Annotated in this window: 10 protein-coding genes; 5 read left to right on the top strand and 5 right to left on the bottom strand. The window is 63.8% G+C overall.

What is annotated here, in order from left to right; all coding sequences use genetic code 11:
• Positions 1–163: 163 nt before the first annotated feature.
• Complete coding sequence (locus AC0L2L_RS07665; RefSeq protein WP_473577270.1) at positions 164–1,741, bottom strand: trimethylamine methyltransferase family protein; 1,578 nt, start codon at positions 1,739–1,741, stop codon at positions 164–166.
• A gap of 297 nt (positions 1,742–2,038) precedes the next feature.
• On the opposite strand from AC0L2L_RS07665, the gene AC0L2L_RS07660 reads away from it, so the two are divergent.
• From AC0L2L_RS07660 to AC0L2L_RS07650, 3 genes are all read left to right on the top strand, one after another.
• Positions 2,039–3,199 carry an MFS transporter gene (locus AC0L2L_RS07660; RefSeq protein ID WP_473577526.1) on the top strand — a complete coding sequence of 387 codons (1,161 nt, stop codon included), beginning with the start codon at positions 2,039–2,041 and terminating at the stop codon, positions 3,197–3,199.
• 73 nt (positions 3,200–3,272) lie between these two features.
• Positions 3,273–5,342 (top strand): prolyl oligopeptidase family serine peptidase, encoded by a 2,070-nt coding sequence (locus tag AC0L2L_RS07655; RefSeq protein WP_473577268.1) that lies wholly within the window; start codon positions 3,273–3,275, stop codon positions 5,340–5,342.
• A gap of 206 nt (positions 5,343–5,548) precedes the next feature.
• Positions 5,549–6,928 carry an aspartate aminotransferase family protein gene (locus AC0L2L_RS07650; RefSeq protein WP_473577266.1) on the top strand — a complete coding sequence of 460 codons (1,380 nt, stop codon included), beginning with the start codon at positions 5,549–5,551 and terminating at the stop codon, positions 6,926–6,928.
• 309 nt (positions 6,929–7,237) lie between these two features.
• Here AC0L2L_RS07650 and mmsB read toward each other — a convergent pair whose 3' ends face one another.
• Positions 7,238–8,122: a 3-hydroxyisobutyrate dehydrogenase gene (gene mmsB / locus AC0L2L_RS07645; RefSeq protein WP_473577264.1), complete on the bottom strand. Its 885-nt coding sequence runs from the start codon at positions 8,120–8,122 to the stop codon at positions 7,238–7,240.
• A 22-nt stretch (positions 8,123–8,144) separates the two neighbouring features.
• Positions 8,145–9,311 carry an isobutyryl-CoA dehydrogenase gene (locus AC0L2L_RS07640; RefSeq protein WP_473577262.1) on the bottom strand — a complete coding sequence of 389 codons (1,167 nt, stop codon included), beginning with the start codon at positions 9,309–9,311 and terminating at the stop codon, positions 8,145–8,147.
• A 139-nt stretch (positions 9,312–9,450) separates the two neighbouring features.
• On the opposite strand from AC0L2L_RS07640, the gene AC0L2L_RS07635 reads away from it, so the two are divergent.
• Together AC0L2L_RS07635 and AC0L2L_RS07630 are read left to right on the top strand one after the other, a co-directional pair.
• A complete protein-coding gene (locus tag AC0L2L_RS07635; RefSeq protein ID WP_473577260.1) occupies positions 9,451–10,056 on the top strand; it encodes a dimethylsulfonioproprionate lyase family protein in 606 nt (201 codons plus the stop codon).
• Complete coding sequence (locus AC0L2L_RS07630; protein ID WP_473577258.1) at positions 10,056–11,531, top strand: cobyric acid synthase; 1,476 nt, start codon at positions 10,056–10,058, stop codon at positions 11,529–11,531. The genes AC0L2L_RS07635 and AC0L2L_RS07630 overlap by 1 nt, the downstream gene beginning before the upstream one ends.
• A gap of 136 nt (positions 11,532–11,667) precedes the next feature.
• Here the strand turns inward: AC0L2L_RS07630 and AC0L2L_RS07625 are convergent, their stop codons facing one another.
• Positions 11,668–12,087, bottom strand: coding sequence for a VOC family protein (locus AC0L2L_RS07625; RefSeq protein ID WP_473577257.1), 420 nt, complete (start codon positions 12,085–12,087; stop codon positions 11,668–11,670).
• Positions 12,088–12,164: 77 nt separating this feature from the next.
• Entirely contained in the window at positions 12,165–12,998 is an 834-nt protein-coding gene (locus AC0L2L_RS07620) for a helix-turn-helix domain-containing protein (RefSeq protein WP_473577255.1), read from the bottom strand.
• Positions 12,999–13,078 lie beyond the last annotated feature (80 nt).

Here is a 13,078-nt window from a genome sequence, read left to right as displayed (position 1 = left end):
CCCGCTGGTGGTGTTGTTTTGTGTTGTTTGGGGTAAATCCGCCCGCGCTCTGCATCCCCTGTGGTTGGGGGGTTGTGGTGTTTTGTTACGGCTGGTGGTTGTGGGGGTCGACCGTTCATCAATTCCATACGAATGATCAGCTCATCCAGCCCAACAAAAACGATCAGAAATCCGTCGGCGCGCCGCCTTCGGCGCGGCGCTTCTCGACGAAGTCGTTGAGCTCCTCGCGGATCGCCGGATCCATATAAGGCTCGTCGTAGGAGGCAAGACGTTCCTTCCAGACCTTGTTGGTGCGCTCCATCGCCGTCGGCGAGCCCGCCTCGGCCCAGGTCTCGAAGTTGCGCCAGTCGGAGACGATCGGCGAGTAGAAGGCGGTCTTGTAGCGCTCCTGCGTGTGCTGGGTGCCGAAGAAATGGCCGCCCGGACCGACCGACTGGATGGCGTCGAAGCCGAGCGCGTCCTCGGAGAGATCGAGCGGGGTGAGGAATTCGGCCACCATCTGCAGCAGATCAATGTCGAGGATGGTCTTTTCGTAGGAGCAGCGCAGGCCGCCTTCCAGCCAGCCGGCGCCGTGCATCATCAGATTGCCGCCGCCCTGGATGGCGCCCCACAGCGAAAAGACGCTTTCATAGGCCGCCTGCGCGTCGACCGTGTTGGCGGCGCAGGTGTTCGACGTGCGATAAGGGATGTTGTAGCGGCGGGCGAGCTGGCCGCCAACGAGCTGCGCCTTCATGTATTCGGGCGTGCCGAAGGCCGGCGCACCCGACTTCATGTCGACATTGGAGGTGAAGCCGCCATAGCCGACCGGCGCGCCCTTCCTCACCATCTGCGCGAAGGCGATGCCGGAGAGCGCCTCGGCGTTCTGCTGCACCAGCGCGCCGGCGACGGTGACGGGCGCCATGGCGCCCGAGAGCGTGAACGGCGTGACGATGACGACCTGACCCTTGCTCGACATCTGGATGATGCCTTCCATCATCGGCACGTCGAGCTTGAGCGGCGAATTGGTGTTGATGATGGTGAAGACCGACGGTTGCTCGAGCAACTGCTCGTGGCTGATGCCGCGCGCGATGCGGGCGATCTCGATGCCGTCGACGTTGCGCTCCTTGCCGAGCGAGTAGATGTGGAAGACCTTGTCGGTCAGCATGGCGAGGTCGCGGATGCATTCGAGGTGCCGGACCGAGGGATGGATGTCGATCGGCTCCACCGGATAGCCGCCGGTGCAATGCAGGATGTTGTGCATCTGCGCCAGGCGCAGGAAGTTGCGGTAGTCGGCCTGGTTGCCGGGCCGGCGACCACGGTCGAGGTCCGAGCAGTTGGGCGCCGAGGCCATCATCGACAGGATGACGTTGTTGCCGCCGAAACGCAGATTGTGCGCCGGGTTGCGGGCATGCATCGTGAATTCCGACGGGCAATGTGAGACGAGCTCGAGGATCATGTCGCTGTCGAAGCGCACGCGCTCGCTGCCTTCGCGCACATCGGCGCCATGTGCTTTCATGATGCGGCGGGCTTCATCATGCAGGACGTCGACGCCGATTTCCTTGAGCACGCGCAGCGAGGCGAGGTGGATCGATTCCAATTCGTCGTCGGAGACCAGCCTGGTCGGCGTCAGCGGGTTCTTCAGCTGCCGGAAGGCGGGCTGCTCGAAGGCAGCCGAGCCGCCGGCGCGCTTGCCGGCGCGGCCGCCACGGCGGGCGCGATCGGTAGCCACTGTCGGTTCGGCTGGATGGAGGGCGGCAGTCATGGGAAGCCTCGTGAGGATGCGAATTGGCGGCATAATGGACTGGCGGCCAGGTTGCCGGTGAGGAGGCGGCGACCACTAGGGCGAGGGAAGCGACATGCCGGAAGGGCAGGCGGTTGGCTCGCCAAGTTGCCGCTCCTACCCGGGGCAATTGCTGGACTGCACGCGCTGCTGGTGGCCGTTCTTCGCAGCGCAGATGCTCCTGACAGCAAGTGGCTGGAATATGCGCTTTCGCCGCCGGTTGGCTCTTACGGCTGTCATTGGTAGCGGCTAAGCCTCCAGGCGAATGGAGCAGGAATGATGGCTCTGGCGAAATCACAGACCGGCGAGACGGTGCAGTGGGCCGCGATCACCGGCGTGATCGCGACCGTGTCAGTGTTCGCCATCGCGCAAGGACTTTCCTATCCGCTGCTCAGCTTCATCCTGCAGCGGCAAGGCGTTTCGCCTGCGGTGATCGGGCTGTCGGCGGCGATGACGCCGGTTGGGTTCATCCTCTCTTCACCGCTGATCCCGGGATTGGCGCACCGGTTCGGGGCAGGGCGGACCGCGCTCATTTGCGCCGCGCTCTCGGCGCTGGTGCTGGCGCTGATCGGCTGGATGCAGGATGTCTATCTGTGGTTCCCGCTGCGCTTCCTGATCGGCGTGGTGACCAACCCGCTTTATGTCTTGAGCGAAATCTGGGTGATCGCGCTGGCGCCCCCGGCGCGGCGCGGGCGCGTCATGGGCGTCTATTCCACCATCATCTCGGCCGGCTTCGCGGCCGGGCCGCTCTGCCTGCTCGCCGTCGGCACCGAAGGCTGGCCGCCTTTCCTGGTCGGCATCTTCGCCTTCCTGTTCTGTGGCGCCTGCCTCGCGGTCGTGGTGCGGCGATTGCCGAAGGTCGAAGAGGCCGAAAACAAGGTTTCGGTGCTGGGCTTCATACCGCTGGCCTGGCTGCTTCTGTCGGCGGTTGTCGTCGCGGCCGGTTTCGAACAGGCGATACTGGCGCTGCTGCCGGTCTATGGCACGCATCACGGCATTGCCGAAGCACGCATGTCGGCGCTGCTTTCGGTGATGATCGCGGGCAACATCGCCATGCAGGTGCCGCTCGGCCTGCTTGCCGAAAAGCTGACGGCGCGCCTGGTGCGCTTTGGCTGCGTGGCTGTGACCGTCCTTGGATGCGTGCTGTTGCCGGCGCTGATCGATACGCCGCTGATCTGGGCCTGCGTCTTCATCTGGGGCGCCGTTTCCTACGGCATCTACACGATGTCGATCATCGAGCTCGGCGAGCGTTTTACGGGTTCGGCGCTTGTCGCGGGCAACGCCGCCTTCTCGCTGATGTGGGGCCTCGGCGGCATCATCGTGCCGCCGCTCACCGGCGGCGTGATGGATGTGATCGGCGCCGCGGGGTTGCCGGTCACGCTGGGTGCGATCTGCGCGGCGCTGGCGGCGACGACGGTCGTACGCAGGCGGGTTTTATAGTCAGTCCCGCCGCGGCTCTTGAATATCAACGCAGCGAACGCGATGTAGGCGGGGCCGCGAGATGGAGACCCGCATGACCAGCACGATGACCAAAACACAGACCGAATCGGCGGCGGACGATCCCTTTCTCTGGCTGGAAGACCGCAACAGCAAACAATCTCTCGATTGGGTCCATCGCCAGAATGCGCAGACTGTCGCCGAACTGCAGGGCGATCCTTCCTATCAGCCGGCATTCGAGACTGCGCTCGACTTGATGACCGCCGAGGACAATATGCCGGTTGGGGCGGCGCTGGCCGGTTACGTCTATAATTTCTGGCAGGACAAGACCAATGCGCTTGGCCTGTGGCGCCGCACGCCCGTCGCTTCCTACAAGACCGCCAAGCCGGACTGGGAGACGATCATCGATTTCGATCAGCTTTCGGCGAAGGAAGGCGTCAAATGGGTGTTCGGTGGAGCGAGCCGGCTCTATCCCGATTTCAATCGATGCCTGCTCTACATGTCGCCGGACGGCGGCGACGCCAGCGAGATGCGCGAATTCGACATCGACACGAAATCCTTCGTCGATGACGGTTTTCGCGCACCGGCCTCCAAGTCGGGCTTTTCCTGGCTGGACCGGGACACGGTGATCGTCTCGGCGGCTTTCGAGGAGGAAGACAAGACCCAGTCAGGCTATCCACGCGTGATCAAACTCTGGCGGCGCGGCACCAAGCTCGAGGAAGCGCCCCCGATTTTCGAAGGCGAGAAGCACGACCTCGCGGTCGGCGGCGGCGTCGAATATGACGGCGACAAGCGGCATGTGCTGCTCGGCAAGACCATCGACTTCTTCGCCTCGCATAGTTTTCTGCGGCTGGCTTCGGGCGAGAACCGGTGCATTCCGCTGCCCGACGACGCCACCGATACGGCGATCTTCAAGGGCCAGTTGATCTTCGGCGTGCGCAGCCCGTGGACGGCGCCCGACGGCACGCGCTGCCTGCCCGACGGACTCTATTCGGTCGATTTCGACCGTTGGATCGACACCGGTGCGTTCGGTCCGTTCCAAACCGTGCTCGAACCGGCGCGTCGTGTTTCGATCGCCGGGCTTGCAAGGACGCAGGAGCGGCTGTTCATCAACCTGATGGACAATGTGCGCGGCAAGGTCATCGCCTGCGACCGCACCGCCGATGGCTGGTCGCTAAAGCCGGTGGCGCTGCCCGACAACGGCAATGTCGGCATCAGCCATGTCGAGCGTGTCGGTTCGAGCGTGTCTTTCTCCTTCACCGACTTCCTGACGCCGAGCTCGATCATCTGGTCGGACGACGATGGCGAGACGCTGCAAACGGTGAAATCGCAGCCGGCCCGCTTCGATGCCTCGCCTTATGTTTCGGAGCAGTTCGAGGCGCGCTCGAAGGACGGCACGATGATCCCGTATTTCGTGGTGCGGCGCCGCGACCAGAAAGGGCCGGTACCGGCGCTGCTCTATGGCTATGGCGGCTTCGAAGTGCCGCTGCTGCCCGGCTATGCCGGCATTCGCGGCAAGCTCTGGCTGGACAAGGGCAACGCCTATGTCCAGGCCAACATCCGCGGCGGCGGCGAGTTCGGCCCGGCCTGGCACCAGGCGGCGCTCAAGGGCAAGCGCCAGAACGCCTTCGACGATTTCGCGGCGGTGGCGCAGGATGTGGTCCGGCGCGGCATCACCACGGCGGCTCAGCTCGGCATCCAGGGCGGCTCGAATGGCGGCCTGCTCACCGGCGCGTCGCTGACACAGCGGCCGGAACTGTTCGGCGCCGTCATCATCGACGTGCCGCTACTCGACATGCTGCGCTACACGGAATTGCCGCCCGGCGCCTCATGGATGGCGGAATATGGCGACCCGTCGAAGCCGGAGGATGCGGCCTGGCTTGGCGCTTATTCGCCCTATCAGCACGTCGCGGCGAATGTTGCCTATCCGCCGGTGCTTCTGATGACGTCCACTGCCGACGACCGCGTCCATCCGGGACATGCGCGCAAGATGGCGGCGCGTCTGCAGGAGGCAGGTCACGGCAGGACGCTGTTCTTCGAGGAGACCGAAGGCGGCCATGGCGGGCGCGGCGATCGCCGGCCGCAGGCGGCACAGACGGCGATGCGCTACATGTTCCTGCAGCGGGCGCTGACCGGAACGGCTTGAATTCCAGGCCCGAGGCGGCATAAGCTGCCGTCATGGTCTATATCAGCACATCGGGCGCCTTCGGGGTTGCGGTGACGCCGTCACCGCGGACCCTTCGCGCCGAGCTGTTGCGGCTATGCGCCCGCATCGGTTATTCGCCGCCCGCCTTCCTCTGACGAATCCGCCCCGGCCGTTGCCGGATTGATTCAAGAGGAAAGATCAAATCCATGACTTATCAGAACTATTCGCTGAAGCAGCTTCAGCAGATCGATGCCGCGCATCACCTTCATCCCTTCACCGACCACAAGGAACTGCGTGAAACGGGCTCGCGCATCATCACCCATGCCAACGGCCCGTTCATCTACGATGCCGACGGCACGGAAATCCTCGACGGCATGGCGGGCCTTTGGTGCGTCAATGTCGGCTATGGCCGCGACGAATTGGCCGAGGCCGCTTACGCGCAGATGAAGGAGCTGCCTTACTACAACTCCTTCTTCAAGTGCTCGACGCCGACGCCGGTGCTGTTGTCGAAGAAGTTGGCGGAGCTGGCGCCCCGGCATGTCAGCCAGGTTTTTTACGGCTCGTCCGGCTCGGAGGCCAACGACACCGCGCTCAGACTCGTCCGCCACTACTGGGCGCTCGAAGGCAAGCCCGAGAAGAATCGCGTCATCTCGCGGAAGTCGGCCTATCACGGCTCGACGATTGCCGGCACGTCGCTGGGCGGCATGGAGCCGATGCACAAGCAGCTCGGCGGCGCCGTGCCCAACATCGTCCATGTGATGATGCCCTATGCCTATGAGCTCGCGCTGCCCGGCGAAAGCGACCATGATTTCGGCATCCGCGCGGCAAAGGCGGTCGAGGACGCGATCCTCGAAGCCGGCGCCGACAAGGTCGCCGCCTTCATCGGCGAGCCGGTGATGGGCGCCGGCGGGGTCAAGATCCCGCCGATGAGCTACTGGCCGGAAGTCGAGCGCATCTGCCGCAAATACGATGTGCTTTTGATGCTGGACGAGGTCATCACCGGCTATGGCCGCACCGGCGAGTGGTTCGCGGCACAGACTTTCGGCATCGAGCCCGACACCATCACCACCGCCAAGGCGCTGACCTCCGGCTACCAGCCGCTGTCGGCGCTGCTGGTCGGCGACCGCGTGGCCAAGACGCTGGTCGACAAGGGCGGTGAGTTCTATCACGGCTACACCTATTCCGGTCATCCGGTAGCCTGCGCGGTGGCGCTCAAGAACCTCGAGATCATCGAGCGCGAAGGATTGGTCGAGCGCGTCAAGAACGACACCGGCCCATATTTCGCGCAAGCACTGCAGGAGCATCTTGCCGGCCACAGGCTAGTTGGCGAGGTGCGCTCGATCGGCCTGATGGGCGCGATCGAGATCGTCAAGGACAAGGCGACCAAGGAACGCTATTTGCCGTCGGGAAGTGCTGCGGTCATCGTGCGCGACCATGCGGTCGCGCAGGGCATGATGCTGCGGGCCACGGGCGACACGATGATCTTGTCGCCGCCGCTGATCTGGACGCGCGACACGATCGACATGGCCTGCGAGCGCATCGCCAAGGCGCTCGACCTCGCGGATGCCGATTTGCAAAAGCGGTAATTGGACTTCGGGCGCTCTTCGAACAGGGGCGCCCGCTCGATCTTCGATGTCCCAGAAACGCAAAAACCGCGTCCCGACGGGAACGCGGCTTTGCCAGATACACATGGCATTTCGCTACAAGAATACTTGCGAAACTTACGGGCTCCGGTACGCGAGACCTGATCCGGAGCGCCGGGCGGACGCGATGTCCGCCTCGCAATCCGTTTTAAAGGCACATCGTTACCGGTGAGTTAGCGAGACCTTAAGCAAATCTAAATTTGCCGGCTTCGTACCGGCAAATTCTGAAAATAACCTTTGAAAAGCAGTGGCTTACGCCAGGTTACCGCGCAGGAAATTAATAATACCGGAAAAATCGGCGCCGGCGTGCCCTTGCGCGTTGAACAAGCCATAAAGCTGTGTGGCTTCGGCGCCGAGCGGGGTCACGGCGCCGGCGCCAAGTGCTGCTTCCTGCGATAATTTCAGGTCTTTCAGCATGAGCGCCGCGGCAAAGCCAGGCTTGTAGTCGCGGTTGGCCGGCGAGGACGGAACGGGGCCGGGCACCGGGCAGTAAGTGGTGAGCGACCAGCACTGGCCCGACGACGTCGAGGCGACGTCGAACAGCGCCTGGTGCGACAGGCCGAGCTTTTCGGCCAGAACGAAGGCTTCGGCGACGCCGATCATCGAGATGCCGAGGATCATGTTGTTGCAGATCTTGGCGGCCTGTCCGGCACCGTCGCCGCCGCAATGGACGACGCGCCCGGCCATCGGCTTCAGGACCGGCTCGGCGGCCGCGAAAGCATCATCGGAGCCGCCGGCCATGAAGGTCAGTGTGCCGGCCGTGGCGCCACCGGTGCCGCCGGAAACCGGGGCGTCAATCGATGGCAGGTTGTGTTTGGCGGCAATGGCATGGGCCTTGCGCGCAGAGTCTACATCGATGGTCGATGAATCGATGAACAACGCGCCTTTCTTCGCCTTGGGCGCGATATCCTCGTAGACCGACAACACATGCTTGCCGGCCGGTAGCATGGTGATGACCACATCTGCGCCTTTAACCGCCGCAACGGCGTTAGCCATGACAGTTACGCCATGCTCCCTGGCGACCGTGAGATTCTCAGGCACGAGATCGAACCCCTGCACGGTGTGCCCCGCCTTGACCAGATTGGCGGCCATCGGATTGCCCATGTTGCCAAGGCCGATAAAGGCAATCGTTGCCATTGTTTTCTCCTGAATTAAGCCGTCAGCGCCCGATCAGCGCCCGCGCGATGATGACTCGCATGATCTCGTTGGTGCCTTCGAGGATCTGGTGGACACGCAGGTCGCGCACCAGCTTCTCGACGCCGTAGTCGTGCAGGTAGCCATAGCCGCCATGCAGTTGCAGCGCCTCGTTGGCGATGTCGAAGCCGATATCGGTGACGAAGCGCTTGGCCATTGCCGACCATTTGCCGGCGTCCGGCGCCTTGCGGTCGAGCTTCGAGGCCGCGGCGTAGAGGAAGATGCGGGCCGCCTGCAGCTCCGTCTCCATGTCGGCCAGCCTGAACTGCAGCGCCTGAAACTGGTTGATCTTGGACCCAAAGGCCTTGCGCTCGGCCGTATAGGCAAGGGCCTTGTCGAGCGCCGACTGCGCGCCGCCCAGCGAGCAGGCGGCGATGTTGAGCCGGCCGCCATCGAGCCCGGCCATGGCGATGCCGAAGCCGGCGCCTTCCGCTGCAAGCAGGTTCTCGGCAGGGATCTTGCAGTCCTCGAAGATGACCTGCCGGGTCGACTGCATGTGCCAGCCCATCTTGTGTTCGTTGGCGCCGAAGGAGAGCCCGGGGGCATCCTTGGGCACGACGAACGTGGAGATTCCCTTCGGACCGTCGGCCCCGGTACGCGCCATCACCACGTAGAGGTCGCTGTCGCCGGCACCGGAGATGAACTGCTTGGCGCCGTTGAGCACATAGTCGCCGCCGCTTTTCGTCGCCCGCGTCTTCAGCGCGGCGGCATCTGAACCCGAGCCGGGCTCGGTCAGGCAATAGCTCGCCAGCCATTCCATCGAGGTCAATTTCGGCAGGAGGCGCTGGCGCTGCTCATCTGAGCCGAAGCGGTCGATCATCGAGGCCGCCATGTTGTGGATGGAAATGAAGGAAGAGAAGGCCGGATCGGCGTGGGCCAGCGCCTCGAAGATCAGCACCGCGTCCAGCCGGCCGAGCGCCGAGCCGCCGACATCGTCGCGGACATAGATGCCGCCAAGGCCGAGCGGTCCTGTCTCCCGGATCACATCGGCGGGGAAGTGCTTTGCGCGGTCCCAGTCGAGCGCATTGGGCGCGACGCGGTCCGCCGCGAAGGCTTGGGCCATCTCCTGGATCGCGCGCTGTTCCTCGTTGAGTTCGAATTGGCCAGCGCCCGCATCGACTGTCGCGTCCATGGCGTGCTCCCTGTCGTTTCAGGCCTTCTGGCCTGTCGTTTTTGGCTTTGCGCGCCGTTCAATCTAGACCAATGATGCCGCCGCGCAACCCGGCTTGCTGCGGACCGGCTGTGCGTGAAATGACGAACGGAGCTCTTGGGTGTCGACAATTTTCGATGAGTTGCTGGACCGGTTTCGCGATTGTCTCGCCGGTATCGACAGCGCGATGGTCGCGGGCGAAGCCGCGCGCATTGGCTGGGATATGCCTGCCCGTTCCCTCGAACCGCGCTCGCTTGGCTGCCTTGGCCATCTCGACCGCATCGCCGGGCTTGCATCGGCGGACACCAAGCCGCTCACCCGGTTCGTTGCCGACCATCGCAATGAGCTACGCTGGGGGCAAACCTATACCGCCGCCGATTTCGGGCAGGGCTTCATCGACAATTACGGCTGGCTAGAGGTGTTCGGCACGCGCGGGCATTTCGTCAATGACGAGGTCGCGGCCGGCCTGTTGGTCCTCGGGCCGGACATCGTCTATCCCGACCACCATCACATCGCCGAGGAAATCTACATCCCGCTGACCGGCGGCACGCAATGGCGGATGGGCGAGGGCGATTTCCACATTCGCGAGGCCGGAGAGGTCATTCGCCACGCCTCCAACGTCAATCATGCCATGCGCACGGGCAAGGAACCGCTGATGGCGCTCTATATCTGGCGCGGTGGGCCGCTGGCGCAAAAGTCGACTATTGGCTCAGGAGGCCGAGGCTGATGGCCAGGGCGATCATGCTGCAAGGCACTGGCTCGGATGTCGGCAAGACCGTGCTGGTGGCGGGGCTTTGCCGCGCGGCGCGGAATCGTGGGCTGAAGGTCAGGCCGTTCAAGCCGCAGAACATGTCGAACAATGCCGCCGTCGCCGACATTCCCGGCGACGACAAGGCCGCCGCCGGTGAAATCGGCCGCGGGCAATGGCTGCAGGCGCTGGCCTGTGGGGTTCGTCCGACGGTGCATATGAACCCTGTGCTGCTCAAGCCACAGAGCGACATCGGCTCGCAAGTGGTGGTGCAGGGCAAGGTGTATGGCGAGGCGCGGGCGCGCGACTACCAGGCGATGAAGGCCGGGCTGATGGACGCTGTTCTCGATTCCTGGGCCAAGGTGGGCGAGGGCGCCGACCTGGTCATCGTCGAGGGCGCCGGCTCGCCAGCCGAGATCAACCTCAGGAGCCGCGACATCGCCAATATGGGTTTTGCGACGCGCGCCAATGTGCCGGTGATCCTGGTCGGCGATATCGATCGCGGCGGTGTCATTGCCTCTGTCGCCGGCACACATCTCATCCTGCCCGAGGAAGACCGGCGCATGATCGCCGGCTATCTGATCAACAAGTTTCGCGGCGACGTTTCGTTGTTTGACGACGGGATAGACGCGATCGGGAAATTCACCGGCTGGCGCTGCTTCGGCGTCGTGCCGTGGCTGAAGGCCGCCGGCCGGCTGCCTTCCGAGGATTCCGTCGTGCTCGAACGTCTCGCTTCCGGCGAGAAACGAGCGCTGAAGGTGGCGGTGCCGATGCTGGCGCGCATCGCCAATTTTGACGATCTCGATCCGCTCAAGGCCGAACCACAGGTCGAGGTGGTGTTCGTGCCGCCGGGCAAGAAATTGCCGGAAGATGCTGGGCTGGTGGTCATTCCCGGCTCGAAATCGACCATCGGCGACCTCCTCAAATTCCGCGAGAACGGCTGGGATCGCGATCTTGCCGCCCATCGCAAGCGCGGCGGTCATGTCGTCGGCATCTGCGGCGGTTACCAGATGCTCGGCCGCGCGGTGCGCGATCCAGACGGCATCGAAGGCAGCGTGACCGAAGCCGAGGGCCTCGGCCTGCTCGACATCGAAACGGTGATGGAGCCTGAAAAGACAGTGCGCAATTCAAGCGCGCATTCGGTACAGTTCGGCCTGCCGCTCGAGGGCTACGAAATCCATCTCGGCCGCACCACCGGCCCGGACACGGCGCGGCCGTCGGCGATCCTCAACGGCGTCGAGGACGGTGCGATTTCCGCCGATGGCAAGGTGATCGGCACCTATCTGCACGGGCTGTTTTCCGCCGACGCTTTTCGCGCCGCGTATCTGGAGAGCCTTGGTGTCGGGGGAGGCGGCATCGACTACCGCGCCGAGGTCGAGAAGGCGCTGGACGAGGTCGCGGCGGAGTTGGAGAGGCATCTCGACCGCGACGCGATTTTTGCGCTGGCTCGCTGATTGCTCGATTCAGAGGCTTTGACGAGTCGACTTCGATGCATTGATGGAGTCGCTGCCTTGGCGATTGGCTGCAACGCCCGTCCCGTGGATGACGAAGTTGGGTCGCTTTCGCCAACCTTGAGCGTTGGCGGAGGACTCAACCGTTCTCCCCGGCCTTCGGCCAATATGTGCCGAACGACCAGACATTGCCTTCCGGATCGAGGCAGATGAACTCGCGGCTGCCATAGTCGCGGTCGATCAGTTCCTGGATGATCTTGGCGCCCGCCTTCTTCGCCTTGGCATAGGCGGCATCGGCGTCATCGACGGCGATATAGATCGACTTGCCTCCACCACCGCCGGGCTCGCCGACCATCTTGCCGTAATCGTCGTCGCGCGCGGTGCCCAGCATGATCATCGAGGAACCGAAGGTCAGCTCGGCGTGGTAGATGATGTCGCCCTCGCCATAGCGGGCGCGGACCTCGAAGCCGAAGGCCTCGCAGAGCCAGTCGATCATTGTCGAGGCGTTCCTGTAGCGAAGGGCCGGATAGAGGCGGGGTGCTTCGTTTGCTGCGGACATGACAATCTCCCTGTGTCGGTTGATGAATGCCAGTCTGCGCGAAGGCGGATTCCGCGTCTTGAAGAAATGTTACCTGCCTACATCAACGCGGTGAGCGCGGTCGGCGTTTCGCCGGCAAGCTGGCGGAATTCGCGAACCAGATGCGCCTGGTCGGCATAGCCGCAATCGGCGGCGATGCCGACCCAGCCATCTTCTTTCTGTTTGGATAGCGAGAGCGCGCGGTTGAAGCGCACGATGCGCGACAATGTCTTCGGGCCTATGCCGATCGCGTCGGTGAATTTTGCCGCCAGATGCTTGCGGCTCCAGCCGATCTCGCCCGCGATCGCCGTAATGCGCGTGCGGCCGCCCGACGCGATGACCGTCTTGTAGGCCCAGGCGATTTCCGGCGAAAGCGCATTCGCCTCCACAAGGCGGCCAGCGATGAAGCCCTCGGCTATGTCGAAGCGCGTGTCCCAATCCGACGCCTCGCCAAGCCGCTCGCGCAGCGCGATGCCGTCAAAGCCCAGCGCATCGTCCAATCCGATCATGCGATCCCGCAACTCGCTCATCGGCAGGCCGAAGAATTGCCTGGCGCCAAGCGGCGTGAAATTGACCTGGACACAGCAGGAGCCGCCGAAGGATTCGATCATCACCGGACCGGCATAGAGGCCAGCGGCGAAGCTGGCGTAGCGGTCGTTGTCGCCCGGGGGGTGGCCGAGCCCGATCGCGAAGGCGTCGGCAAAACTGATCACCAGCGGCACGGTGAGCGAGGCATATTCGACGATGCGGAAATGGCCGGGACATATCTCGCGATAGCCGCAGATATCCGTGACGATGCCGTTGAGCGACACAGGAGCAGCGCGCCGGACCATCTCAAAGTGAAGAGCTGGGGACCGATTGTCTTGCCGATGGCGCTCTGTCTCGTCGGACATGGCGCCAGCCTATCAGACTACGTTCTCAAAAATCAAAAGCGCCCCGCAAGGCCGGGCGCTCCGAGTTGCCTGAGATTGCC

The organism is Mesorhizobium sp. WSM4832 (assembly GCF_055811115.1).
This window is presented reverse-complemented; position numbering and strand designations above follow the sequence as displayed.

Coding starts and splice junctions, on each gene's coding strand:
- AC0L2L_RS07665 (WP_473577270.1), bottom strand. CDS start 1,741: ATGACTGCCGCCCTCCATCCAGCCGAACCGACAGTGGCTACCGATCGC.
- AC0L2L_RS07660 (WP_473577526.1), top strand. CDS start 2,039: ATGGCTCTGGCGAAATCACAGACCGGCGAGACGGTGCAGTGGGCCGCG.
- AC0L2L_RS07655 (WP_473577268.1), top strand. CDS start 3,273: ATGACCAGCACGATGACCAAAACACAGACCGAATCGGCGGCGGACGAT.
- AC0L2L_RS07650 (WP_473577266.1), top strand. CDS start 5,549: ATGACTTATCAGAACTATTCGCTGAAGCAGCTTCAGCAGATCGATGCC.
- mmsB (WP_473577264.1), bottom strand. CDS start 8,122: ATGGCAACGATTGCCTTTATCGGCCTTGGCAACATGGGCAATCCGATG.
- AC0L2L_RS07640 (WP_473577262.1), bottom strand. CDS start 9,311: ATGGACGCGACAGTCGATGCGGGCGCTGGCCAATTCGAACTCAACGAG.
- AC0L2L_RS07630 (WP_473577258.1), top strand. CDS start 10,056: ATGGCCAGGGCGATCATGCTGCAAGGCACTGGCTCGGATGTCGGCAAG.
- AC0L2L_RS07625 (WP_473577257.1), bottom strand. CDS start 12,087: ATGTCCGCAGCAAACGAAGCACCCCGCCTCTATCCGGCCCTTCGCTAC.
- AC0L2L_RS07620 (WP_473577255.1), bottom strand. CDS start 12,998: ATGTCCGACGAGACAGAGCGCCATCGGCAAGACAATCGGTCCCCAGCT.